The sequence below is a fragment of the Thioalkalivibrio sp. ALE22 genome, assembly GCF_000381445.1.
Lineage (GTDB): Bacteria > Pseudomonadota > Gammaproteobacteria > Ectothiorhodospirales > Ectothiorhodospiraceae > Thioalkalivibrio.
Window position 1 is genome coordinate 184,207 of the sequence record NZ_KB906503.1, and the last position, 24,412, is coordinate 208,618.

General features: G+C 68.2%; 17 protein-coding genes. 6 read left to right on the top strand and 11 right to left on the bottom strand.

Annotated elements, in window-relative coordinates:
* Nucleotides 1-237 precede the first annotated feature (237 nt).
* From F793_RS0107040 to F793_RS0107065, 6 genes are read right to left on the bottom strand one after another with little or no spacing between them, the layout of a single operon-like run.
* Complete coding sequence (locus F793_RS0107040; RefSeq protein WP_026280816.1) at nt 238-804, bottom strand: peroxiredoxin; 567 nt, start codon at nt 802-804, stop codon at nt 238-240.
* On the bottom strand, nt 801-3,131 hold the full coding sequence (gene dsbD, locus F793_RS0107045) for a protein-disulfide reductase DsbD (RefSeq protein ID WP_018877246.1): 2,331 nt from the start codon (nt 3,129-3,131) through the stop codon (nt 801-803). Before dsbD ends, F793_RS0107040 begins: the two co-directional genes overlap by 4 nt.
* Nucleotides 3,119-3,460: a divalent-cation tolerance protein CutA gene (cutA, locus tag F793_RS0107050; protein ID WP_018865891.1), complete on the bottom strand. Its 342-nt coding sequence runs from the start codon at nt 3,458-3,460 to the stop codon at nt 3,119-3,121. The genes dsbD and cutA overlap by 13 nt, the downstream gene beginning before the upstream one ends.
* Before the next feature lie 3 nt (nt 3,461-3,463).
* On the bottom strand, nt 3,464-4,261 hold the full coding sequence (locus tag F793_RS0107055; protein ID WP_018865890.1) for an efflux RND transporter periplasmic adaptor subunit: 798 nt from the start codon (nt 4,259-4,261) through the stop codon (nt 3,464-3,466).
* Nucleotides 4,262-4,299: 38 nt separating this feature from the next.
* Nucleotides 4,300-5,676, bottom strand: coding sequence for a TolC family protein (locus tag F793_RS0107060; RefSeq protein ID WP_018877247.1), 1,377 nt, complete (start codon nt 5,674-5,676; stop codon nt 4,300-4,302).
* A gap of 35 nt (nt 5,677-5,711) precedes the next feature.
* A complete protein-coding gene (locus tag F793_RS0107065; protein ID WP_018865888.1) occupies nt 5,712-6,251 on the bottom strand; it encodes a thioredoxin family protein in 540 nt (179 codons plus the stop codon).
* Between the two features lie 217 nt (nt 6,252-6,468).
* On the opposite strand from F793_RS0107065, the gene F793_RS0107070 reads away from it, so the two are divergent.
* The 5 genes from F793_RS0107070 to F793_RS0107090 all read left to right on the top strand — a co-directional run bounded on the left by F793_RS0107070 (nt 6,469) and on the right by F793_RS0107090 (nt 10,885).
* Nucleotides 6,469-6,951 (top strand): FxsA family protein, encoded by a 483-nt coding sequence (locus F793_RS0107070; protein WP_018865887.1) that lies wholly within the window; start codon nt 6,469-6,471, stop codon nt 6,949-6,951.
* A gap of 150 nt (nt 6,952-7,101) precedes the next feature.
* A complete protein-coding gene (gene groES / locus F793_RS0107075) occupies nt 7,102-7,392 on the top strand; it encodes a co-chaperone GroES (protein ID WP_017942807.1) in 291 nt (96 codons plus the stop codon).
* 50 nt (nt 7,393-7,442) lie between these two features.
* Complete coding sequence (gene groL / locus F793_RS0107080; protein WP_018865886.1) at nt 7,443-9,107, top strand: chaperonin GroEL; 1,665 nt, start codon at nt 7,443-7,445, stop codon at nt 9,105-9,107.
* Between the two features lie 426 nt (nt 9,108-9,533).
* Nucleotides 9,534-10,175, top strand: a complete 642-nt coding sequence (locus F793_RS0107085; protein WP_018865885.1) for an OmpA family protein — start codon at nt 9,534-9,536, stop codon at nt 10,173-10,175.
* A 209-nt stretch (nt 10,176-10,384) separates the two neighbouring features.
* On the top strand, nt 10,385-10,885 hold the full coding sequence (locus tag F793_RS0107090) for a thioredoxin fold domain-containing protein (RefSeq protein WP_018881692.1): 501 nt from the start codon (nt 10,385-10,387) through the stop codon (nt 10,883-10,885).
* A 292-nt stretch (nt 10,886-11,177) separates the two neighbouring features.
* Here F793_RS0107090 and F793_RS0107095 read toward each other — a convergent pair whose 3' ends face one another.
* From F793_RS0107095 to F793_RS0107120, 5 genes are all read right to left on the bottom strand, one after another.
* The gene (locus F793_RS0107095) at nt 11,178-15,317 is read right to left on the bottom strand and encodes a translocation/assembly module TamB domain-containing protein (protein ID WP_018881691.1); all 4,140 of its coding nucleotides are present in this window, start codon (nt 15,315-15,317) and stop codon (nt 11,178-11,180) included.
* 8 nt (nt 15,318-15,325) lie between these two features.
* Nucleotides 15,326-17,149 (bottom strand): autotransporter assembly complex family protein, encoded by a 1,824-nt coding sequence (locus F793_RS0107100; RefSeq protein ID WP_038036975.1) that lies wholly within the window; start codon nt 17,147-17,149, stop codon nt 15,326-15,328.
* A 62-nt stretch (nt 17,150-17,211) separates the two neighbouring features.
* Nucleotides 17,212-18,321 (bottom strand): ABC transporter ATP-binding protein, encoded by a 1,110-nt coding sequence (locus F793_RS0107105; protein ID WP_038036973.1) that lies wholly within the window; start codon nt 18,319-18,321, stop codon nt 17,212-17,214.
* 11 nt (nt 18,322-18,332) lie between these two features.
* A complete protein-coding gene (locus F793_RS0107110; protein ID WP_038036949.1) occupies nt 18,333-20,099 on the bottom strand; it encodes an iron ABC transporter permease in 1,767 nt (588 codons plus the stop codon).
* Between the two features lie 185 nt (nt 20,100-20,284).
* Entirely contained in the window at nt 20,285-21,322 is a 1,038-nt protein-coding gene (locus F793_RS0107120) for a Fe(3+) ABC transporter substrate-binding protein (protein ID WP_018881688.1), read from the bottom strand.
* A gap of 152 nt (nt 21,323-21,474) precedes the next feature.
* On the opposite strand from F793_RS0107120, the gene glnE reads away from it, so the two are divergent.
* Nucleotides 21,475-24,402: a bifunctional [glutamate--ammonia ligase]-adenylyl-L-tyrosine phosphorylase/[glutamate--ammonia-ligase] adenylyltransferase gene (glnE, locus tag F793_RS0107125; protein ID WP_018881687.1), complete on the top strand. Its 2,928-nt coding sequence runs from the start codon at nt 21,475-21,477 to the stop codon at nt 24,400-24,402.
* The last annotated feature ends 10 nt before the right edge of the window (nt 24,403-24,412 follow it).

The following is a 24,412-nucleotide window of genomic DNA, read 5'->3' on the forward strand; positions in this document are numbered from 1 at the left end:
CGTTCCCACGCAAAAGCGGCCGAGCCCCTTCGTGAAATAAATTGTGGGGGTGGCACCCCCTGTTCCCCGATCCTGCGTTGCGGCCCTTGCCGGTAGAACCACTACCGGCTGCGCACCGCGCCTTGTCTCGAGAAACAGGGGGTACCAACGCGAGCGTGCAATCCAATCAGTGTCTCCCTAACTTACCAGCCTTGTGGCGCAAGGGCGCCGGGCGCGCCACTCCGGCACTTGGGGATGCTACAGGTGCGCCTCCAGCCACCCGTCCAGGTCTTCCGGTTCCACCTCGCCGCGATGGGTGTCGAGGATGGTGCCATCGCGGGCGATCAGCACGGTGTAGGGCAGGGCGCCAATGCGGTTGCCGTATTCGCGGCCCACGGCGACCGCCTCGTCCTGACCGATCAGGACCGGGAATTCGATCCCGAAGTCGTCCACGAAGTGCTGGGTGGCTGTCTGTTCGTCCACCGCCACCGCGACGATGGTGAAGCCGTCGTCCCGGTGGGCCTCGTAGGTGTCCTGGAACAGTGGCATTTCCTTCTTGCAGGGCGGACACCAGGTGGCCCAGAAGTTCAGCACGATCAGGTCGCCGTCCCATTCGCTGAGCTGGCGTTCGTCCCCCGCGAGATCGGGCAGGGTGAAGTCGATGCGCTGGTTGCCCGAGGCCGCCTCGGCCGCGACCTCGGGGGCTGCGTCGGCGGCGGCGCCCGCGGTATCCATCTCCGGCTCCGGATCGCCGCAGGCGGCCAGAAGGAAGGCGCCGGCCGTGGCGACTGCCAGCCCGGTGAGCGCGTGCGAGTGAGGCCTCATGGCGTCACCCCGATGGCGCTTTCCACATGCGCCAGGAAACGGTCGGCATTCAGGTACCCGACGTTGCGGTAGTTGCGCAGTTCATTGCCGTCGGCGTCCCAGAAGATCATGGCCGGGGGCCCGAACAGGTTGAACTCGCGCATCAGGTTGCGGTGCTCCGAGGTGTTGTCGGTGACATCGGCCTTGAGCAGGTGCACGTCCGCCATCGCGTTGATGACGCGCTGGTCCTGGAAGGTGGTGCGGTCCAGGCGCACGCAGTCCACGCACCAGTCGGCGTAGAAGTCCAGAAACACCGGCTGGTTATTGCCCTGTGCCTGCTCCAGCTCGCGTTCGAGATCTTCGAGGCTGTCGATGTAGGTGAACTGCATCTCCGTCGGCCCGGCCTGTTCGCCGCTGGCGGTCACCGCGGGCTGATTGAGCGTGGCCAGCGGGCGGAAGATGTCCTTGCCGCCGGTGGCCGCGCCCAGCATCAGCAGCACGCCGTAGATCAGGAGCACCACGCCCAGGCCTTTCCACAGGGTGTGCCAGCCGGAGGTGCCCTCCGGCAGGGTCTTGAGTGCACCCATATAGACCGCGGTCACGATCAGCAGGATGGCCCACAGGAACATCGCGATCTCGCCCGGGATGACCCGTTCGAGCAGCCAGATGCCGATGGCCAGCAGGCCGACCCCGAAGGCCGCCTTGATGGTGTCCATCCACGGGCCGGCCTTTGGCAGCAGGCGTCCGGCGGAGGTGCCGATGGCCAGCAGCGGGGCGCCCATGCCCATGCTCAGCGAGAACAGGGCGATACCGCCCAGCACCGCGTCACCGGTGTGGCTGATATAGAGCAGGGCCCCGATCAGCGGCGCGGTCACGCAGGGGCCGACGATCAGGGCGGAGAGAAAGCCCATGATCCCGGCGCCGACGTAGGTGCCGCCTTCCTGCTTGTTGCTGATCTGCGACAGCTTGCTCTGTACCCCGGCCGGCATCTGCAGGTCGTAGAAGCCGAACATCGACATCGCCAGCGCGATGAAGATGGCGACGAAGGTGCCGATGATCCAGGGGTTCTGGAACGCGGCCTGCAGGTTGGCACCCGCCAGGCCCGCGAACACCCCGGCCACGGTGTAGGTCACCGCCATCGCCAGCACGAACACCAGCGAGATCAGGAACGCCTTGCGCGTGGTCAGGTTCTTCTGCCCGATGATGATGTTCGACAGGATCGGGATCATCGGGAACACGCAGGGCGTGAACGTCAGCAGCAGCCCGAAGCCGAAGAACGCCAGCGCCACCAGCCAGATCTGGCCGTCGGCCAGCTGGGCCGCGATGCGGTCCTGCTGGGTGACGGGCGCGGCGGCCTCGTCGTCCTCGCGCGGCTCGTCGCCGGTCTCCGGCAGGGCATCGGTGTCGGCCTCGGCGGCCAGGTCGGAGGCGAAGGTGACCGACACCTCCTGGGTCAGCGGCGGGTAGCACACGCCGGCGTCGGCGCAGCCCTGGTAATCGATCGCCAGGGTGATGTCGGCGACGTCGTCCGCGTCACGCAGCACCGGGACGAGGATCTCGACCTGGTCGCGAAACACCTGGCTCTCGCCGAAGAATTCGTCTTCCTGCAGCTCGCCGTCCGGCGGGTTGACCGGGCCCAGTTCGATGCCGTCGCCCTCGGCGATGCGCACATCCAGCTGTTCGCGGTAGAGGTAGTAGCCCTCGGCGATATCGAAGCGCAGGATCACCGCGTTCTGGCTGATGGCCTCCAGCGATGCGGCGAAGGCCTTTTCCGGTTCCAGCAGGTCATCGGCGGCGCCCAGATCACCGGACAGTTCGCCAAGGTCGCCCAGCGCGCTGCGTTCCTCCGCGGGCTCGTCGCGGGGTTCTTCGTCCGCGTCGGCCTCGCCGTTCCCGCCCGGCAGGCCGGGCAGCTCGATGGAGACGGTCTGGAAATGCGGCGGATAGCACACGCCGAGATCCGCGCAGCCCTGCGAGCGCGCGGTCAGTTCGATGGTTGTGCTCTCGGCCGCCACGATCGGCAGCTCGACCTGCACCTGGCCACGATAGGTCTCGACCCGGCCGAAGAACTCGTCTTCCTTGACCTCGCCGTCCGGGATCCGGGCTTCGCCCAGTTCGAGTCCGTCGCTCTCCGGCGTGAACTCGAATTGCTCGCGGTACATGTAGTACTCGTCCGCGATGTCCCAGGTGAGGCGCACAGTGTCGGCGTCGATCGCCTCGGCACTGAGGGCAAAGGCGTCGTCCGGGTCCAGCAGGTCGTCCTCGAAGACGGCCTGGGCCAGGGCGGGCAGCAGCGTCAGGGCGAGGAGCAGGCTCGCCAGCCAGGTGCGCGGGTTCAGGAGGTGCATTGTGTAATCCAGTCCAGGTAATCGGGCAGCCCGTGTTCGATCGGCAGGGCGATGATCTCGGGTGTCTCGTAGGGGTGTTGGTCCGCCAGGCGCGTCTGGAGTTCGTCCAGACGTGCGGGCGAGGTCTTGATCAGTAGAGTGACTTCCGCGTCGCTCTCGATATTCCCTTTCCACAGGTAGACCGAGCGTCCGGGCGGCAGGATGTGCACGCAGGCCGCCAGGCCCTGTTCCACCAGGGTGCCGGCCAGGGTCTCGGCCGCGGCCGTGTCATCCAGGGTGGTGATCACCAGCCAGGCGCGGGCTTCGGTGGCTTGCCGGGTGGTACTCATGGTTCAGGAATCCCGTTCGATGCGCGCCGTCTGGCCCGGCCGCAGCGGCACACCGTCCGCCGGGGAGAACTCGACCTCGACGCGGTAGCCGCGTTCGGGCTCCTCGCCGGTCGGCTCCCAGCCCACACGCGCGATGGTGCCGGGCAGGCGCTGGTCGCCGACTACGACCGTAACCTCGGTCCCGGGTTCCAGGGTCGTGGCCGTGTCGGCCGGGACGGTCGCCGTGGCACGCATCGGGTCGGTGGTGCCGAGGATCGCGAGCACCGGCGGCAGCAGGGCCGGGTTCACGTACTGGCCGGGGTTGGCCTCGACGCGCACCAGGCGCCCGCTGGCCGGGGCGCGGATGGTGGCGTCGTCAAGATCGGCGCGGATGCGGTCACGCTGGGCGCGGGCCTCGGCCAGGCGCGCGGCGACCGTCGCGTAGTCGATGCGGGCCAGTTCCAGCTCGCGCGCGGCGATCAGGGTCTGGTCGTAGAGGTCCTCGGCCTTGTCGCGTTCGCGTTCGGCCTCGTCCAGTTCCATCTGCAGGCGCTCCAGCGTGGCCCGGGCGGCCCGCAGGTCGGCATCGGTGCGTCGAGTGTCCAGGCGGAACAGCACGGCATCGGCTTCGACCTGATCGCCGGCGCGGGCCTCGATCGACTCGATGCGGCCGGCAACCGGGGCGGTGATGCGGTAGCGCTCGCCCCAGTCGAGCTGGGCCGCGAAGCCGTCCTCGGCCAGCAAGGGCGCAGGGGTGACGGCGAGCAGGGCCAGCAGGCTGGCCGTGGTCAGCAGGGATGGGCTCGTGAATACGCGGGACATGGGCAGTTCTCCCGTCCGGTCGCCAGTGGGCCGGCGGCTCAAGGGGTTTCCTGGGTGGCGCGGAACGGGCTCAACTCGTCACGGCCGCTTAGCAGGGCCAGGCGCTCGTAGGCCAGGGCCAGTTGGTATTCGGTGCTGGCATTGAAATGCGCCGCGGCGCTTTGCTGCACCATCGAGTCGCCCAGATCGGCCTGGTCCTCGATGTCGTAGAGGTAGCGCGCGCGGTCGATGTAGAGCTCGCGGTAGTCCATGCGCCAGGCGGCCTCGTCGCGCTGGGTGCGCAGGGCGCGGATCTCGTCGTGCAGTTCGCGCAGGCGGTTGCGGGCCTCGATGCGTGCCTGGCCCAGTTCGGCCTCGGCGCGGTGACGGGCGGCGACGGCCTGGCCGACGCGGCTGTCGTGGCGACGGCCTTCGTACAGCGGGATCTCCAGCACCAGGCCGGCGGCGAACGGGTTGCGGTCTCCGCCGCCGAGGTCGCGGTTCCACCAGCCGGATTCGGCCTCCGCATACAGGCGCGGACGGCGCTGGGCGCGCGAGGCGGCCACCTCGCGGCTGGCGGCCTCGACCTGGCGGCGTTCGGCCAGCAGGCGCGGGCTGGTGTTGTCGAGCTCGGCCAGCAGGGTGTCCAGATCCGGCAGTTCCGGCAGGTCCAGCGGCAGCATGGGAGCGAGCACGGTGCGCACACGCCGGTCCGGGCGGTTCAGGGCCTCGGCCAGGGCGGCGCGGGTGCGGGCCTGGTTCTGCAGGGCGCGGGTGCGCTGAACGCGCAGGGTCTGATATTCGGATTCAAGGCGAAAGACCTCGATATCCGACACCTGACCGCGCTGGTTGCGCTCCTCGGCGCGTTCCTTGGAGACGTAGGCCGCGGCCATTGCCTCGGTGTCGCGGGCAAAGGCCAGATCGGCCAGCAGCACATCGAAGTAGCGCTCGAGGACGTGGATGCGGTGGCGGGCGTGGGCCAGTTCCTCGTGCTGGCGGGCGGCAACCAGACGCTGCTCGCTGGCCGATTCGCGCGCGTGGGACTGGCCGAAGTCGCTCAGCAGCTTGCGCGCCACGATGGCGGCGCGTGAGTCGTTGCGGCTGCGGTCCTCGATCTGGTCGTTGGGTTCGATCCAGCGGGCCTCGAGCCGGGCGTTTACGCTGACGTCGCGTTCGGCACGGGTCGCTTCCAGCTCCGCGCGGGCCTGCTCGCGGTCAGCGCGTGCTGCGCGCACCCGTGGGTGCAGGGCGTCGACGCGTTCCAGTGCGTCACCGACCCGCATGGGGTTGGGCAAGGGCCCGGCATCGGCCGCGCCGACGCTGTCCTGTGCCATTGCCGCTCCGGCCAGCGGCCACAGGAGCAGGCCGGCCAGCAGCAGGCGGGCCAGTCGGCGCCGGTGGTGGGGGCCGGACGAGCGGGGGTGCATCGGCGACATCAGGCGTCGATCCTCGCGGGTTGAGCGGATGGGGCTCAGCGGCCGTCTTGTTCGCGCTTGAAGCGCGTGAAGTTCTGGTCCTTGTAATGCCCCTCGGCTACGAACTCGCCCAGCTGGAGGAACTCGCGGACGTCGCGCGTGGCCCCGGTGAACCGGGCGATGGGTTCGCCCTCGAGGTTGAAGAACTGGAACACGGGCGTGGCGCGCACCCGGTAGTCACGGGTGGCCCAGTCCATTTGGGTCTTGGTCTCGCCCTCGAAGGTGACGATCTCGATGGCGCCCTCGACGTCGACGCTGAATACGAGAAAGTGCTCGCTGAAGTATTCCTGAACCTCGGGCTGGTTCAGCACCTGGTTCTTCATGCGGTGGCAGAACGGGCAGTCGGCCATCTCGAAGAAGATCAGGATGCCCTTCTTGCCGGCCGCGCGCGCCTCCTCCAGCTCCTCGGGGAACTCGCCGAAGGTCGGGTCGAAGAAGTGGTGTTCCGGATCGCGCGGGTCTTCCACGGCGGCGGTCGTCAGGGCCGGGACGAGGAAGGCCAGCAGGGCCAGCATCAGGATCGGTGTGCGCAGCATGGTTCGTTTGCTCTCCGGAATATCTCGTCAGGCGTATGCACCAAAGACGTGCGGAAGACTGGCTTAATTCCCTTCCCCTTGCAAGGACAAAACGGGTCGCGGCCAGCGCGTTCCGGTGTCAATGGTTTTTGGAGTATCCGCGTCGCACCGGGGTTCCAATCGACAGCACCCGGGGGGCATGTTCCAATAATCGGGCCTGATCTGCGGAACCCCCTCGATGCGCAACCCCCTCTTTCCCCTGTTTGTCTTTCTTGGTCTGGTACTGCTCGAGATCTTCGGCTTTGCCTGGGTGGGTGACGCCGTGGGCGCCCTGATGACGGTGGCGCTGGTGATTATCACGGCCGCGGCCGGGCTGCTGCTGTTCCGGTTGCAGGGTTTCTACCACTGGCGCCGTCTGCAGCAGAGCCTGGCGCGCGGGGAGGTGCCGGCGCGGGGTCTGGTCGAAGGCTGGCTGCTGATGAGCGCCGCCGTGTTGCTGTTGCTGCCGGGTTTTTTCACCGATGCCGCCGGCTTCGTGCTGTTGATCCCGCCGCTGCGGCGCTGGGCGGCGGACGGCATCCTGCGTCGCGGCATGGTCCGCGCACGTGGGGCTGGCCCTGGCGGCGCACAGGGCAGCGACACCATCGAGGGCGAGTTCCGCCGTCACGAGGACGGTGGCGAGCCGCCTGACGACCGGCTCGATCACGACGACCGTCGCTGATCTCCCCGCGGTCTCCGGATTTGTAACGCGCGCCCTTGACTCGCCTTTGTGTGCCCCTATTATTAGCACTCGTCAGGGGCGGGTGCTAACAGGGTGCCCGTCCGACACCCCAACTTTCCTGTTGCAGACACTTTATAAGGAGTTCGCACCATGAACCTGCGGCCTTTGCACGATCGAGTCATCGTGAAGCGTATGGAAGAAGAGCGCACCACCCCCGGCGGCATCGTGATCCCGGATTCCGCGGCCGAAAAGCCGATCCGCGGCGAGGTCCTGGCGGTGGGCAACGGCAAGATCCTGGATAACGGCGAGTCCCGTCCGCTGGACGTGAAGGCCGGTGACAAGGTCCTGTTCGGCAAGTACTCCGGCACCGAGGTCAAGGTCGAGGGCGAAGACGTCCTGGTGATGCGCGAAGACGACATCATGGCCGTCATCGAGGGCTGAGGCCCCGTCCCGCGTCCGTCTAACACGAATTTTCAGGAGTAGAACGAATCATGAGCGCTAAAGAAGTACGCTTTGGTACCGACGCCCGTACCCGCATGGCCAAGGGCGTGAACACCCTGGCCAACGCCGTGAAGGTCACCCTCGGTCCCAAGGGCCGCAACGTGGTACTGGACAAGGCCTTCGGCGCCCCGACCGTGACCAAGGACGGTGTGTCCGTGGCCAAGGAGATCGAACTGGAAGACAAGTTCGAGAACATGGGCGCGCAGCTGGTCAAGGAAGTCTCCTCGCAGACCTCCGACGCCGCCGGTGACGGCACCACCACCGCGACCGTGCTGGCCCAGTCCATCGTCCGCGAAGGCATGAAGGCGGTCACCGCCGGCATGAACCCGATGGACCTCAAGCGCGGTATCGACAAGGCCGTCAAGTCCGCGACCGAAGAGCTGAAGAAGCTGTCCAAGCCGTGCACCGAGCACAAGGCGATCGCGCAGGTCGGTTCGATCTCCGCGAACTCCGATACCGCCATCGGCGAGATTATTGCCGATGCGATGGACAAGGTCGGCAAGGAAGGCGTGATCACCGTCGAGGAAGGTTCCTCGCTGGAAAACGAGCTGGATGTCGTGGAAGGCATGCAGTTCGATCGCGGCTACCTGTCGCCCTACTTCATCAACAACCAGCAGAACATGAGCGCCGAGCTGGAGGATGCCTACATCCTGCTGTTCGACAAGAAGATCTCGAACATCCGTGATCTGCTGCCGATCCTGGAAGGCGTCGCCAAGGCCAACAAGCCGCTGCTGATCATCGCCGAGGACATCGAGGGCGAGGCCCTGGCCACGCTGGTGGTGAACTCCATGCGCGGCATCGTGAAGGTCGCCGCCGTGAAGGCCCCGGGCTTCGGCGATCGCCGCAAGGCCATGCTGCAGGACATCGCCGTGCTGACCGGTGGCCAGGTGATCTCGGAAGAGGTCGGCCTGTCGCTGGAGAAGACCACGGTGGAAGACCTGGGCCGCGCCAAGAAGGTGCAGGTGACCAAGGAAAACACCACGATCATCGACGGCATGGGCACCAACAAGGACATCAAGGGCCGTGTTGACCAGATCCGTGCGCAGATCGAGGAAGCGACCTCCGACTACGACAAGGAGAAGCTGCAGGAACGCGTGGCCAAGCTGGCCGGCGGTGTTGCGGTGATCAAGGTCGGTGCCGCCACCGAGGTCGAGATGAAAGAGAAGAAGGCCCGCGTCGAGGACGCCCTGCACGCCACGCGTGCGGCGGTGGAAGAAGGCGTGGTCCCCGGCGGTGGCGTGGCCCTGCTGCGTGCCTGCGCCGCGATCACCAAGCTCAAGGGCGACAACGAAGAGCAGACCGCGGGTATCAATATCTGCCGCCGTGCGATGGAAGAGCCGCTGCGCCAGATCGTCTACAACTCCGGTGACGAGCCGTCCGTGGTCCTGAACCAGGTCCTGGAAGGCAAGGGCAACTACGGCTACAACGCCGCCACTGGCGAGTTCGGCGACATGATCGACATGGGCATCCTGGATCCGACCAAGGTGACCCGTTCCGCACTGCAGAACGCCGCGTCCGTGGCAGCCCTGCTGATCACCACCGAGGCCATGATCGCCGACATCCCGAAGAAGGATGACGGTGGCGGCGCCGGTGGCGACGACATGGGCGGTATGGGTGGCATGGGCGGTATGGGAGGCATGGGCGGCATGATGTAAGCCGCGCCTTCTCCGTACATCGCCGATGTACCCGGGACCCCGCTTCGGCGGGGTCTTTTTGTCTGGCGAGACGATCGGCCCCAGTGTGGTCTCGTGGGTCGGCGCCGCGTCAGGGAACCCTTAATGCGACTGTGTGTCCCTTGAGATACGCGGGATCCCCGCAGGGGCTGTTGCAATGACGTGACAGTCCCGCCGAAAGTGGCTGGATCCCGGCCAGTTTGCGGAATGTGACGGCGTTGTGATGCCGATACAAAAATTGCGTCTCGTTGCGTGCAAAACCCGAACTTGTGTGCCAGTATCAGGGTACTGTAGAGGGCTTGGCGCAAGGAGCTCGCTGCTTTGGATTACGTATGCGCGTGCGACACTGGTTTCCGCACGACCGCAAACGGGGTCCGACGTCGATTGTTTTTACATGGAGGCTATGCAATGAATCATAAGCTCGTTAAGAATCTTCTGGCCGCGTCCGTGGCTTCGCTGGTGCTGGGCGCCGCCGGGCAGGTCGTTGCGCAGGAACCGCCGGCCGCGAACGTCACCGACCGCAGCGGCAAGGTCGTGGTCGATCGCTCTGGTGAGTGCGTGCGCACGCGTTCCTGGGCCCCGGAAAACGTGAAGTTCGAACAGTGCGCGGGCTACATCCAGGAAACCGCCGAAGCCCCCGAGCCCGAGCCCGCCGCTGCCCCGCAGCCGGAGCCGGAGCCGGAATTCACCACTACCACGCTGAGCGCCCAGGCGCTGTTCGACTTCGACAGCGCCGAGCTGCGCTCCGAAGGCCGTTCCGCCCTGCGTGACCTGGCCCGCAGCCTGACCGCCGACGACGCCGAGTACAGCTCGGTGCTGGTCGAAGGTCACACCTGCACCATCGGCCCGGCCGACTACAACCAGGGTCTGTCCGAGCGTCGTGCCCAGGCCGTCGCCGACTTCCTGGCCAGCGAAGGCGTGCGTGAAAGCGACATCCGCACCGTCGGCTACGGCGAAGACCGCCCGACCGCCGACAACTCCACCCAGGCTGGTCGTGAGGCCAACCGCCGCGTGGAAGTGACCTCCGACGTGCGCCAGCGCGCCAACTAAGGTCGCTCGCAACACCCCGGTCGCCGGTTCGCCGGCGAGCCGGTGCAAGGCCCCGCTCCAGCGGGGCTTTTTTGTGCGAGTTTCCCCGCCAGGTCGCCGATGAACCCCTCTCCGCTCCCGGGCTGGCCGGGTTGGCGCGAAACCCCCTTCAGTCTGCGTTAATCTTGTGCCCCTAGACTGGGACCAGATATCTGGAGAGGCCGATCATCATGACGATCCATCGAATCCCGAGACGCAATCCGTTCGCGGCCCTGCTGGGGGGCGTTACCCTGATGGCGGGCTTGCTGCTGACGACCCCCGCGGCCGCCGGCGGCGTGGAGCGCGCGACCGATCTGCGGGCCCTGGCCGGTAACGGTGATGGTCGGCCGACCGTGATCATGTTCGCGTCCAGTAGCTGCCCCTACTGTGACCGGGCGGAACAACAGCACCTGGGCCCGATGGCCGAGGATCCGGCCTTTTCCGGAGTGCATATCCGTAAGGTGATGCTGGACCGGGACGAGGTCCGCGACTTTGATGGCGAGACGCTACCCGGGAATCGCCTCGGCCGGAACTACGGGGTGCGCGTCGTGCCGACCATCATGGCCTTCGATGCCGAGGGTCGTCCGGCCGGGACGCCGCTGGTGGGTATCCCCAACGAGCAGCTCTACCGTAGCCAGATCCGCACCCGCATCGAGGCGGCGCGCAACGGGGCCCGCGACGCCTCGAGCTAACAGGGAACTCTGGACGCCCACCGTGTCGGTTCGGCGTGGTGACGTGGGCGCGTTGGAGTGGATGCCTCACCGATCGCCACGTCGCTTCGCTCCTCGCGATGACCGGTCGGTCAGCGCCGGCCTCGAGAAGATTCTCGGGGAGTAGTCGTGATTCGAGTGTCGGTCAGCCGTTGCGAGAAAGCGCGGTGTTTCGGTGAGCTTGGTGTGCTAATGCCTGCATCCGAACCGCTTTTTCTTCGTGCCTTCGTGCGCTTCGTGGTGAAAAAAACGGGTTTACAGGGCGCAGCGTCTCCTAGCGTTCGATGCGGTAGATCAGGTCGACGGACTGTTCCGTGGTGCCGGAGGCGGTTTCCACGCTCAGGTTGCGGGTCAGTTCATAGCGCAGCAGGACCTTCGAGGTGTTGTCGAACAACCCGATGGAGTAGCGCAGCAGGAGTCTTGGCGAGAGGTACAGACCCAGCGTCAGCGCGCTCTCGTCCAGCCCGCCCTCGGTATCCAGTTCCACCTCGTCCAGGCCCAGTTCGCGGCCGATGCGCTCGGTGATGACCGCACCCTGTTCCAGGCCGTAGGCCGCCGCGGCGGCGGCGATCATGTTGCCGTCCGATTGTGACGCGCCCGACAGGGGGCGACCGGTCAACAGGAACGACATCGCCTCGGTCTCGTCCATCGGCGGGTCCGAGATCACCCGCGAGCGCAGGTTGTCCGGCGTGCCGCGGATCTCCAGCCCGACTGTCACGTTGTATTCGCGCACGGTGCGCACCGCGCGTAGGTCCAGTTCCGGGGTTTCCGCCGGCCCCTGGAAGACGAGGCTGCCGCGTTCCACCCGCAGATCCTGGCCGTAGTCGCTGTACTGCCCCTCGGGGATGGTGATCTCGCCAAAGAGCTGGGTAGGCTGCCCGGTGATCTCCTCGACATCCACCTCGCCGGCGAAGCGCGCGGTCAGGCCGAACCCGTCGAAGCGCACGTCGTCGCCCAGCCGGATCCGGATCCGGATGTCGGTCTTCAGCCCCTGGGCCTCCTGGATCTCCTCGCCGAGGATGACCTCGTCGCCGGAGACCCGGATCGCGCCTGGCGGCAGGTCCGGCGGGCGGATGCGCGCCCAGGGCAGGAACACCTCGCCGCGCACGCGAATGCCGTCGGCGGGGGTGAAGACCAGCTGCAGGTCCGGTGTGATGCGGGCCTCCGCGTCCACCCGATTGACCACCAGGAAGTCCGTGCCGGCCAGATTCAGTTCGGCGCGCGGGCCGTCGCCCCCGAGATCGACCCGGCCGTCGAGGTCGATGCCGCCATCGCCGGACTCCAGCCGCCCGGCGAGCGTCAGCTCCTCGGCCGACACAACGCGGGCCGTGATCTCGGGGATCACGACGTCGATACCCGCCTCCGGGATCAGCACACCCCCGTCGCGGAAGGCCACCTCACCCTCCACCAGCGGTGCGTCGAGGCGGCCACCAAAGTCCAGGCGGGCGTCCAGCGACCCTCTCAGGCGCTGGATCTCGGGGCTCAGGGCGGCCAGCCACGCCAGGTCCTCGAGGCGCGCGACAAAGTCACCGTCCAGGCGCAGGTCCTCGCCGTCCGGGCGCAGGCGGATGTCGCTGCGGGCGGTTCCGCCCTCCAGGAAGTCGAGGCGCAGGGCGGCGTCCACGTCGCGGTCGCGTACCCGGGCGCTCAGGCGTACGTCGCGGTAGGGGACTTCCTCGAGATCCCCGTCCTCGTCCCGCACGATCAGGTGGCCGTCGGTCGGCGTCACGGCCAGGTCGGCCGCCAGGGTGCCGTCGGGGTCGAGGCGGCCGCTGGCGTCGGCGTTCAGCTCGCCGGCGATGGCCAGTTCCGGCGGCAGGAAGGGTTCCAGCCACGCCAGGTCCAGGGCCCGGATGTCGGCATCGAATTCCGCCCCTGCGGTGGCGCTCCAGCGGGCCTCGGTACACAGGCGTGCGTCGTCCCGCGCCAGGCACAGGCGCTCCAGCCGCGCCTGCTCGGGCCCGCCCTCCAGCGCGACCGGCTCGGCCAGGCTCCAGGCCCCGGCGGCGGGCTGGTCCAGGTCCAGTCGTGCGAGCTGTCCGCGCCAGTGCAGGGTCTCGGGGTCCAGGCCGCCGCGCAGCGCCAGTTCCAGTGAACCCAGGTCTGTCGCATCTGCGGCGAGGGTGGCGCGGTGTTCATCCACGCGGCCAGAGGCGTCCAGCCGCAAAGACTCCACCCGCGTACCGTCGCCCGGTTCGAGCCCGGTCAGGCGCAGCTCGATCTCGGCGGGTGCGGCCACCTCGAGGCCCGCATCAGCCTGCAATTCCAGCCGTTCCAGGGTGATGTCCGCCAGTCGCAGGCCGGCGCCGCTGCCGCGCGCCGCGACGCGCGGACGCTCGGGGTCCCCCGCGATACGCGCATCCAGTTCCAGTCGGCCGCCAAGGTCGGGCCAGGCCCGGTCCAGCTCCGGTGCATCCAGTTGCAGTTCGAAGTCGAGGGCGTTGGTCCACTCGCCGCGGGCGCTCAGCGTGTTCCGACCCAGCGCCAGGTCCAGGCGGTCCACGCGCAGGTGTTCGCCCTCCAGCGCGAGGTCCGCCTGACCGGAAACGGGCTGTTCGCGCAGGCGGCCCTCCAGGCGTTGCAGTCGGGCCTGGAGGCGCGGGCGGCCGTCGGCGTCCAGGTGTCCCTTGCTGGTCAGGGCCAGCGCGAGCTGGCCGGGGAGCTCGGCGGCCACCAGTGACGGGTCCAGCCCCTCGCCGTCCAGCGCGAGATCCCACGCCAGGCCTTCGGACCAGTCGAGGTCGCCGCTCAGGGCCAGCCGCGCACCTGTGTCGGCAGCGAGCTGCAGCCGTTCGATCTGGCCACCGGTCTCGCTCAGCGTGACCCGGGCGTCACCCGTGATGTCGATCCCGCGCAGGCCGGCCTGCAGCGGAGCCAGCTCGAGCTGCGCGGCGAGGCCACCGCTGGCGGGTGCGTAGTCGCCGTCCAGTGCCACGCTCAGTTGTTCGATACGGCCGTCCAGCTCCGGGTGCAGGCGTGCCAGTTCCGGGGCCGCGAGGTCCAGCCCGAGGTCGAAGGCGATGCGGTGATCGGGATCGGTCAGGTCGCCGGCCAGGCCCGTGGCCGCACCCGCCAGATCCAGCCGCGCGAGGTCGCGGATGGCCAGGCGGGTGTCCTCGATGCCGGCCTCGCCATCGGCCACCCACGCGTTCAGGCGCCCGCTGAGCGGCTGATCCTCGAAATGTCCTTCCAGTTCGGTGACGCTCGCGCGTGCCTCCAGGGCGGCCAGGGGCGGGGCGTCGGTCCCCAGCGGCAGGTGACCCTGCAGCTGCGCCTTGAGATGCTCGATCCCGGCATCCACGTCCAGACCCAGCGGCGTCGGCGTCAGCTGATGGGCCTCCAGGGCCAGGTCCCAGTCCAGGGCGTCGTCGAAGCGGACCGGGCCGGACAGGGCGATCCGACCGGCTTCGGAAGCGATCTCGAGGCCTTCAAGCCGCAGCGATTCGAGGTCTCCCCGTGCACGGGTGCTCACGGCGATGCGCGGCCAGGGTGCGAGGGTGGCGGCCGTGTCGATCTCCAGGGCCCAGGCCTCCGGTGTGCCGTGCACCTCAAGGCGCCCGGCCTCTATGTCGACGTGCTGTTCCGGATCGAGGTGGTAGGCGAAGGGCTGCCACTGCGCGGTCAGTTCCAGCTCTGGCGTGGCGAACAGTTCGCGGGCGCTGGCATGCAGGCTCAGCTCGATGCCGGCGCGCAGGTCATGGTCCACCTGTACGCGTTCCCGCAGGGCCCCGGTGACCCGCAGCTCGCCGTCTGCCTCGTCGGTTCCCAGGCCCTCGGCAGCCGTCTCGGGCAGGGGGGCCTGCCACTGGCCGCGCAGCTCGAGCGGATAGTCCCCGTCGGTCTCGATCTCCCCGGTCAGTCGGGCGCGGATCTCCGGCATATCCAGTTCCAGCGCCTGCAGCTCGACCCGCGAACCGCGCGCCCGGGCGCCGGCCGTCAGGCGGGTGATGGTAGCCAGTGGCTCGCCGGTCTGAAGGATCTCCAGATCCTCGACGAGTAGCTGGCCCAGGCGCACTGCCAGCGGTAGCTGGATGGATTCGGGCAGTGCGAAGGGTTCATCGTCGGAGGCCGCCTCCGGGTCGGGCGACGGTAGATCGACGCGCATGCCCGTGGCGGCCAGCAGCCGGATGTTCAGTTCCCCGCGCAGCAGGCTGCGGGCACTGACGCCGATGCGGCCCGCGGGCAGATCGATCTCCGGCCCGTCGGGGAGCGCCAGGTACAGGCCGTGCAGCCGCAGTTCGGTAAACAGCGTTCCCTCGACCCGGTCGATGCGCAACTCGACCGGGGCCAGGCGCTCGCCCTGGGCGGCCAGCCAGCGGGTACCGGACTCGGTGGCGAGCAGGGCGCCGAGGGTCCCCAGCAGGACGATCACCAGGGTCAGGAGCGTGGACAGCCCCCACAGGCTGGCGCGCAAAACGGACTTCACAGGTCCGGCCCCATGGAGAAGTGGATGCGGAAGTCGTCTTCCGAATCCGGGCCGTGGGCCAGGTCCACGCGGATGGGACCGACCGGGGAGCGCCAGCGCACGCCGATCCCGACCCCGTAGACCGGGTCGAATTCGTCCCACTCGTTGACCACGTTGCCGGCGTCCACGAAGGCCGCGGCGCTCCAGTTGCCGACGACCGGGTAGTCGTACTCCAGGCTTCCAACCACCTTGTGGCGCCCGCCGATCACATCGCCGTCCTCGTTGCGCGGGCCGACCCGCTGATAGCCGTAGCCGCGGATACTGGCGTCACCGCCGGCGTAGAAGCGCAGGGAGCTGGGGAGCTCCTGCACCGCGTCGACCTCGGTGAAACCGGCGTCCGCGCGCGCCAGTACCCGTCCGGGGCCGAGGCCGCGCACGATCTTGCCGCTGGCCAGTACCTGCGCAAACGAGGTACTGGACAGGATCTCCTCGCGCGCGCCCTGCACGGTGGCCTCGAAGCGGTAGCCGCGCCGCGGGGTCATCGGATCGTCCGCATCCATGCGGCTGATGCGGTAGGACGGGATCAGCAGCTGGCTGCGGCCGCTGTCGTCCTCGCCGGCGGTGTAGTCCTCGTATTCGTAGCGCAGCCCCTCGGTGGTCTGCCAGCCACTGCGGCGCTGCAGGATACGGTTGGCCCCGATCTGGAAGCGGTCGGATTCCTGGGTGTCCGTCTTTTCCGTGCGGTAGGTGGTGAACAGGTTCAGGCGTTCACGCAGCGGGTCGCGCAGCGGGATCTCGTAGTTGTAGCCGATGCCGGATCGCACCGGGGACGCCTCGATCTCGGCCTGGTAGCGGTGGCCCCGGGTGTTGGCGTAGCGATGTTCGTAGCGCAGGCGGATGCGCGGTCCGATATCGGTGGAGTAGCCGATGCCGGCCTCGTAGCTGTGGCGTTTGCGTGGTTCCAGCTCCGCGAGGATCGGGACTTCCAGCCCGTCCGCCGCATCGCGCTGCGGGCGCACGCGGACGCCGCCGAAGTAGCCGCTGTCGTTCAGGTTGCGTTGCAGTGCGATGATCTGCGCCGAGCTGTACGGGTCGCCGGCCTCGAAGGGCACCATGCGCTGGACGAAGTCGTCGGCGAGGATGTCCTGGTCGATACGGACCTGGCCCATGCGGTAGCGATCCCCGGTCTCCATGTGCAGGCGGATGGTGGCGGCGCGCGCGTCGCGGTCTACCTCGAGGCGCCGGGTGTGGAGATCGGCGTCGAAGTAGCCGCGATCGGCGGCGATCCGCGTCATGCGGTTACGCAGGGCCTCGTAGCGGTCGTGGCGCAGGGTGTCACCCACGCGGATCTCGGTCTGGCTGCGCACGGCCTCGAAGCCCAGGTCGTCGGCCCTCTCGCCAGTGATCTGGATATCGATCCGCTCGACCGTGGTGGGTGGCCCGGGGTCCAGGGTGATACGGACGCCCCAGCAGTCCTCGCCGCGCTCGAAGTCCAGCTCCAGCTCGGCGTCGTAGAAGCCGATGGCGCGCAGGGCGTTGCGGGCGCGTTCCTCGGTGTCGCGCAGGACCCGGCGTTCGCGAAACCCCGGCAGGTCGCAGGGGTGCCGCGCCAGGTTGATGCTGTTGCGGATGTTCTCGCGCTGGGCGTCGGTTCCGCCCTCGATCTGCAGACCCGGGGTGGCGCCATTCTCGGCGGCGGCCGGGCTTGCCAGGCCCGCGAGCGCCAGCATTACCAGTGCGACCCCGCCGACGCGCGACAGGGCTAACCGGCGAATGAACAGGGCGCGGAGACGGGTCATGGAACGATGATAGCGGTTGCGAAGCGGGGCGCGTGTGAGGATCGGAACGCGCCAACTCACGCGAGTTCCCGCCCGACCGGCCGTTGCGTTACGCCGGCGGCGGATCAGGTCGCCGGGCAGTCCACCCCGCTGCCCCGCGAGAACACCACCAGGTGGGTGAAATCGAGACGCAGGCGTACGTGTTCGCCGATCACGAAGTTGTCGTGGGACGGGGCCATGCACAGCACGCTGAGCCCGTCCGGCAGACGCAGGGTGTAGAGGAAGTCCGCTCCGCGGAAGGCCTTGTCGAGGATCTCGGTGCGGATGGTGCCGGCCTCGTTGTCGATCGCGATGTCGTCCGGGCGGACCAGGACATCCACGGCCGTGCCGGGCGGCAGCTGCTCCGACAGAGTGCCCTCGATCTCGCCGAAGGCGGTATCCACCACATGCTCGGCGCAGACCATGCCGGGGATCAGCGTGCCCTCGCCGACGAAGTCGGCGACGAAGCGATCCGCCGGGCGGTGGTAGAGGTTGTAGGCGGTATCCCACTGGGCCACGCGGCCCTGGTGGATGACCGCGATGCGGTCGGCGAAGGCGAAGGCCTCGTGCTGGTCATGGGTGACCAGGATGGCGGTGGTGTTCTCCGCGCGCAGGATACGCCGCACTTCGCGTGCGAGCTCGCCGCGCAGCTCCACGTCCATGCTGGAGAAGGGCTCGTCCAGCAACAGCAGTTTGGGCCGCGGGGCCAGGGCCCGGGCCAGCGCGATGCGCTGTTGCTGGCCACCGGACAGGGCATGCGGGAAGGACTCGCCATAGCCCGACAGGCCCACCAGCTTGAGCAGCGAGCGGATGCGCTCGTTGCGATCCTCGCGGCCCCAGTGGCGAATGCCGAAGGCGATGTTGTCGGCCACGCTCAAGTGCGGGAACAGGGCGAAGTCCTGGAACACCATGCCGACCCCGCGCTTCTCCGGCGGCACCGTGCCCCGGGCGTCGCTGACGCTGCGTCCGTCCAGCTGGATGCTGCCGGCCATCAGCGGCTCGAACCCGGCGATCGCGCGCAGGAGCGTGGTCTTGCCGCAGCCGGAGGGGCCCAGCAGGCACCCGATCTGGCCCTTGGGCAGGGCCAGCGATACCTGGTGGACCACGGCGGTGCCGTCGTAGCCGATGTCCACCTGATCGAGGGCGATCAGCGGCGTGTGAGGCACCTGCAGGCTGGTGTCGATGGGCTGGGTCATGGCGGGCTGGGTCATGGGGAGTTCGTCGTGCCTGCGGGCATGGCGAGGGGTTTCTGCGGCGGTTCTTCGTCCGCCGCGCGGGTCGGGCCCTGCTGGCCGGGGCGCGAGCGGCCGATGGTCACGGACAGCAGGATAACGGGAACCAGGCCCACCAGCACGATCGCCAGTGCGGCGGAGGAGGATTCGGCCAGGCGTTCGTCGCCGGCCAGCTCGAAGGCGCGCACCGCGAGGGTGTTGAAGTCGAACGGGCGCAGGATCAGCGTGGCGGGCAGCTCCTTGAGCACGTCGACGAACACCAGCAGCAGCGCGGTCAGCAGGGTGCCGCGCATGATCGGCAGGTGCACCCGCGTCAGGGTCTGCAGGGGGCGCATCCCGAGCGAGCGGGCGGCGTCATCCATGCTCGGCTGGATCTTGCCCAGCCCCGCCTCGACCGTCTGCAGCGAGACCGCCAGAAAGCGCACGGTATAGGCGAACAGCAGGGCGAAGACGGTACCCGACAGCAGCAACCCGGTGGACAGCCCGAAGGTGTCGCGCATGAAGCCGTCCAGGGCATTGTCGAACGCGGCGAACGGGATCATCACCCCGATCGCGATCACGATGCCGGGCACCGCATAGCCCATCCCGGCGACGCGCACGGCGGCGTTCGTGAAACGCCCGCCTTCCATGCGCCGGGCATAGGCAAGGAGCAGGGCCAGGGCGACGGCGATCACGGCAGCCGCGATCGCCAGCCAGAAGCTGTTGAAGACCAGGCGCCCGAAGGCCGGGTTCATCCAGTGGTCGGTGGTCTGCATGGTCCACAGGCCGAGCTGGAGGGCCGGCAGCAGGAAGCCCAGCAGCACCGGCAGCAGGCAGCCGACGAAGGCCGCGGCGCCCTTCCAGCCGCGCAGTTGATAGCGCGGAAGGGTGGAGTAGCGGCGGCTGGTGTGATGGAAGCGCGCCCGGGCCCGGGACCAGCGTTCCAGCACGATCAGCACGAAGACGAAGGTCAGCAGTACGGCCGACAGCTGGGCGGCGGCGGCCGGGTCGCCCAGGCCGTACCAGGTGCGGAAGATCCCGGTGGTGAAGGTGCTGACGCCGAAGTAGGCGACCGTGCCGTAGTCGGCCAGGACCTCCATCAGGGCGAGGGTCAGTCCGGCGATGATGGCCGGGCGCGCGAGCGGCAGGGCGACCCGGCGAAAACCGCCGAACGGGCCGGCGCCCAGGGTGCGGGAGACCTCCAGAACGCACACCGACTGTTCCAGGAAGGCGGCCCGGCTGAGCAGGTAGACATAGGGGTACAGCACCAGTGTGAGCATGGCCATGGCGCCGCCGAGCGAGCGGATCTCGGGGAACCAGTATTCGCCGTAGCCCAGGCCGGTCAGGTCGCGGATCAGCACCTGTACCGGGCCGCTGAAATCCAGCATGCCGGTGTAGGTATAGGCAATGATGTAGGCCGGCATGGCCAGCGGCAGCATCAGCGCCCACTGGAAGATGCCGCGCCCGGGGAAGTCGCAGACGCTGACCAGCCAGGCCACCGGCACCCCGATCAGCAGGACCCCGATACCAACCCCGATCAGCAGCGCCAGGGAATTGAACACGTAATCCGCGAGGACAGTCTCGCGCAGATGGGTCCAGACCTCCCCGGCGGGGATGAATACGTGCCCGAAGATGACCAGGATCGGCAGGGCGAGGGTCAGCGCCACGACGAGGGCGATCGCCGTCCACGGACTCGACGGCAGGCGCCGGCGGGTCGCGTGGGGTGCCGCTGGGGCGGCCGTGCTGGTCGTCTGTGCGCTCATGGAGTGCGAATAGTAAAGGTTCTTGTTTCGAATACCACTATGGCCGCTTCAGGACTGACGGATTGACGCCGGCGCGATGGCGGGTTCTTTGCATCCGGGGGTTCTGTGTGCGCGCTCCGTGGTGCAAACAAAACGCCCCCGGAGGGCCGGGGGCGAGTGGGGGTGCATAGTGTGATGGTTCAGGCTCAGCGCCAGCGGGCCCGATCCATCACGCGCATGGCCTCGGCGTTGTGGTTGCCCAGCCGGTAGAGCTCGATGTTGTCGGCCTTGAAGTCGCCGAATCCCTGAAGGATCTCGCTCGCCGGGACGTCGTCGCGGATCGGGTACTCCTGGTTGACCTCGGCGTACCACTCCTGGGCCTCGGTGGCGGAGAGGAACTCCAGCAGGCGGATCCCGTTGTCCCGGTTCGGGGCGTGCGCGGTGACACCGGCGCCGCTGATGTTGACGTGCGTACCGCGGTCGTCCTGGTTGGGCCAGAAGACGCCGATCTGTTCGGCGACTTCGCGGTCACGCCCTTCGCCGTCCAGCATCAGGCCCAGGTAGTAGGTGTTGGCGATCGCGATGTCGCAGACCCCGTCGGCCACCGCGCGGATCTGGTCGCGATCTCCGCCCTGCGGCTGGCGCGCCATGTTGGCGACGATTCCGTTGGCCCACTCCTGGGCGGCGTCGGTGCCCTCGGTCGCGATCATCGCGGCCACCAGCGACTGGTTGTAGACGTTGCTGGAGGAACGGATGCAGATGCGGCCTTCCCATTGGCTATCGGTCAGGGCCTCGTAGGTCGACAGCTCGGACGGGTCGACGCGATCCTTGTGATAAAGGATCGGGCGGGCCCGCGAGGACAGGCCGAACCACAGCCCGTCGGGGTCGCGATAACGTTCAGGGATGTTCTCGTGCAGCACCTCGGACTCGATTCCCTGCAGCACCCCGGCCTCGCGGGCCTGATGCAGGCGCGCCGCATCCACGGTGATGAAGAGATCGGCCGGGGAGTTGCGGCCCTCGTGGCGCAGGCGCTGCAGCAGGCTGTCCGCACCGCCGGTCACCAGGTTGACCTGAATGCCGGTCTGATCGGTGAAGTCGTCGAGCAGCGGCTTGATCAGGTTTTCCTGGCGCGCCGAATAGAGGTTGACCTCGTCCTGATCGGCGGGGCTGCAGCCGACCAGCGGCATGCTGACGGCGATGGCCGCGGCGGTGCCGATCAGCCAGGCAAGTGGACGAAGCGTCATGGTGCGGTTCCTCATTGAAAAATGGTCAGGTGTTGGTATCTAGTAGACGAGAACGATTGTTATTTGTGTTCTCATCCCGTGTCAATACCCATTGGGTCGGCGGCGCGCTGGGCCGGGCACCCAATCGGGTGCAACGCTGATAGGCTTGGCACATGGACAAGCCTCTGCCCGAATCCCCCGCGTCCCTGCCCGTGTCGTTGCAGCAGGAGGTTCGCGACCTGCTGGCCGAGCTGGACGAGAAATGCGCCTGGCCGGATACCTTCCTCGCGGCGACGCCCGTGGCGCTGGCCTTCAGCCATTACCTGGCGCAGACGGTGCGCCAGCACCCGGAATACCTGCTCGAGGCCCTGGACCCGGAGGGCCGGGTGGCGGCCTGCGACGATGCCGCTTTCGAACGCACCCTCCAGGCGCGACTGGAAGGTGCCACCGACGAGGCCGCGCTGCGGCATGTGCTGCGCGAGACCCGGCATCGCGAGATGATCCGCGTGGCCTGGCGCGATCTGTCGGGCCAGGCAGACCTCGACGAGGTGATGCACGACCTGAGCCGGTTGGCCCGATCCCTGATCGAGGGCGGGCTGCAGTGGCTGGACCGGCACTTGCAGGAGCGTTACGGCCAGCCCCGCGGGCCGGAGGGCGAGGCCCAGTCCATGGTAGTCCTGGGGCTGGGCAAGCTGGGGGGCGGCGAGCTCAATTTCTCCTCCGACATCGATCTGATCTTCGCCTTCGAGGAGGCGGGCGAGACCGATGGCGAACGGGTGATCGAGAACCAGGCGTTTTTCCAGCGCCTGGGGCGGCAGTTGATCGCGGTGCTGTCGGATGTGACCGCGGATGGCTTCTGCTATCGCGTGGACATGCGCCTGCGTCCCTTCGGCGATTCCGGCCCGCTGGTGATGCACTTCGACGCCATGGAGGACTACTACCAGGCACACGGGCGCGAGTGGGAGCGCTATGCCCTGATCAAGGCCAGCCCGCTGGCGGGCGACCCCGAGGCCGGCGCGCGGCTGATGCGGCGGCTGCGCCCCTTCATCTATCGGCGCTACCTGGACTACGGCACCCTCGCCAACCTGCGCGAGCTGAAGCAGATGATCAACGACGAGTCGGCGCGGCGCGGCCGGTTCGAGGACGTGAAGCACGGCGAGGGCGGGATCCGTGAGATCGAGTTCATCGCGCAGTCGTTCCAGCTGATCCGGGGCGGACGCGACCAGGCGCTGCAGCGTCGCGACCTGCTGGGCGTGATGGGGGTGCTGCGCGAGCGCGAGCTCCTGCCGGCCTACGCGGTCGAGCAGCTGGAGCGTTCCTATCGCTTCCTGCGCCGCGTGGAGAATCGCCTGCAGATGCTGAATGATCAGCAGACGCACCGCCTGCCCTCCAACGGGGATGATCGCCACCGCCTGGCGCTGTCGCTGGGTTTCGACGACGAGGCCGCGTTCGAGATGGCGCTGCTGCGCGAGCAGCGGCGGGTGCATGCCCACTTCGAGCAGGTCTTCAGCGCCCCGCAGCGCGCGGACGGGGCGGCCATGGAGGCCTCGCCGGAGGCGGATCGCGAGCAGCAGCTGAATCGTCTCTGGCAGGGGGCGCTCCCGGAGGATGATGCCCGCGCGGTACTGGAGGCGATGGACTTCCAGCATGCGGACGAGGCCCTGCGCGGCATCGCCGATCTACGCGAGAGCCCGGGCGTGCGTGCGATGAGCGTGACCGGGCGCCAGCGGCTGGACCGCCTGATGCCGCTGCTGATCGGGGCCATCGCGGAGATGGAGGCCCCGGATGCGGTGCTGCCCCGGGCCCTGCAGATGGTGCGCACCATCGCCCGGCGTTCGGTCTACCTGTCGCTGCTGGTGGAAAACCCGCTGGCGCTGTCCCAGCTGGTGAAGCTGGTGGCCGCCAGCCCGTGGATCAACGAACAGCTGACCCGGCATCCAGTGCTGCTGGACGAGCTGCTGGATCCGCGTGCGCTCTACGCACCGCCGGATCGCGACGGGCTGCGCGAGGAGCTGGAGGCCGAACTGGCGCAGTTTCCCGAGCAGGACCACGAACAGATGCTGGACCGCCTGCGGCAGTTCAAGCAGGTGCAGACGCTGCGCGTGGCGGCCGCCGACATCATGGGCTTCCTGCCGCTGATGAAGGTCTCCGATCACCTGACCTGGCTTGCCGAGGTCCTGCTGGAGCGGGTGCTGCAACTGGCGTGGGAGAAGATGGTCGAGCGCCACGGCGAGCCGCAGTGCGGGGCGTCGGACGCGCGGCGGGTGGCGCGCTTCGCGGTGATTGGCTACGGCAAGCTGGGCGGCTTCGAGCTGGGCTATGGTTCGGATCTGGACGTGGTGTTCCTGCACGACAGTGAAGGCGATGAAGCCCAGACGGCGGGCCCGAAGGTGATCGACAACACCGAGTTCTTCGCGCGGGTGGCCCAGCGGGTGGTGCACCTGCTGGGGGCCTTTACCCCGGCGGGCCGCCTGTACGAGGTGGATACCCGGCTGCGGCCCAGTGGCACGGCGGGGTTGCTGGTCAGTGGCCTGCAGGCGTTCCGGCGCTACCAGGACGAGTCCGCCTGGACCTGGGAACACCAGGCGCTGGTGCGGGCCCGCTTCGTGACCGGCGATGCCGAGCTGGGCGAGCGCTTTCACGCCCTGCGCCGCGAGGTCCTGACCCGCGAGCGCGACGCCGGGGCGCTGCGGGCCGAGGTCGTTGAGATGCGCGATCGCATGCTGGCGGAACACGCCTCGAAGAAGGGCCAGGGCTTCCATCTCAAGCGCGACCGTGGCGGTATCACTGATATTGAATTCATGGTTCAATACTGGGTTTTGGTATCCGCGCACGAGCACCCCGCCGTCTGCGACTGGCCGGACAAGATCCGCACGCTGGAGGCGCTCGGGCGCGAGGGTGTGATCGACGCGAGCCTGAGCGAGGCGCTGGCGGATGCCTACCGGGATCTGCGCAATCGCATCCACCGCCTCACGCTGGCGGGGTCGGATGCCCGAGTCGAGACGCCCGACGACGCGCTGTGCGCGGTGCGCGATCGCGTGATCGAAGCCTGGAATGACCTGTTCGGCGAGCCGCAAGCGGCCGCGAACCAGAACGCATAGAGGAACAAGA

Bases quoted from the DNA above. Each gene is read 5' to 3' on its own strand.
- F793_RS0107040 (WP_026280816.1), bottom strand. From the start codon at position 804: ATGAGGCCTCACTCGCACGCGCTCACCGGGCTGGCAGTCGCCACGGCC.
- dsbD (WP_018877246.1), bottom strand. From the start codon at position 3,131: ATGCACCTCCTGAACCCGCGCACCTGGCTGGCGAGCCTGCTCCTCGCC.
- cutA (WP_018865891.1), bottom strand. From the start codon at position 3,460: ATGAGTACCACCCGGCAAGCCACCGAAGCCCGCGCCTGGCTGGTGATC.
- F793_RS0107055 (WP_018865890.1), bottom strand. From the start codon at position 4,261: ATGTCCCGCGTATTCACGAGCCCATCCCTGCTGACCACGGCCAGCCTG.
- F793_RS0107060 (WP_018877247.1), bottom strand. From the start codon at position 5,676: ATGTCGCCGATGCACCCCCGCTCGTCCGGCCCCCACCACCGGCGCCGA.
- F793_RS0107065 (WP_018865888.1), bottom strand. From the start codon at position 6,251: ATGCTGCGCACACCGATCCTGATGCTGGCCCTGCTGGCCTTCCTCGTC.
- F793_RS0107070 (WP_018865887.1), top strand. From the start codon at position 6,469: ATGCGCAACCCCCTCTTTCCCCTGTTTGTCTTTCTTGGTCTGGTACTG.
- groES (WP_017942807.1), top strand. From the start codon at position 7,102: ATGAACCTGCGGCCTTTGCACGATCGAGTCATCGTGAAGCGTATGGAA.
- groL (WP_018865886.1), top strand. From the start codon at position 7,443: ATGAGCGCTAAAGAAGTACGCTTTGGTACCGACGCCCGTACCCGCATG.
- F793_RS0107085 (WP_018865885.1), top strand. From the start codon at position 9,534: ATGAATCATAAGCTCGTTAAGAATCTTCTGGCCGCGTCCGTGGCTTCG.
- F793_RS0107090 (WP_018881692.1), top strand. From the start codon at position 10,385: ATGACGATCCATCGAATCCCGAGACGCAATCCGTTCGCGGCCCTGCTG.
- F793_RS0107105 (WP_038036973.1), bottom strand. From the start codon at position 18,321: ATGACCCAGCCCATCGACACCAGCCTGCAGGTGCCTCACACGCCGCTG.
- F793_RS0107110 (WP_038036949.1), bottom strand. From the start codon at position 20,099: ATGAGCGCACAGACGACCAGCACGGCCGCCCCAGCGGCACCCCACGCG.
- F793_RS0107120 (WP_018881688.1), bottom strand. From the start codon at position 21,322: ATGACGCTTCGTCCACTTGCCTGGCTGATCGGCACCGCCGCGGCCATC.
- glnE (WP_018881687.1), top strand. From the start codon at position 21,475: ATGGACAAGCCTCTGCCCGAATCCCCCGCGTCCCTGCCCGTGTCGTTG.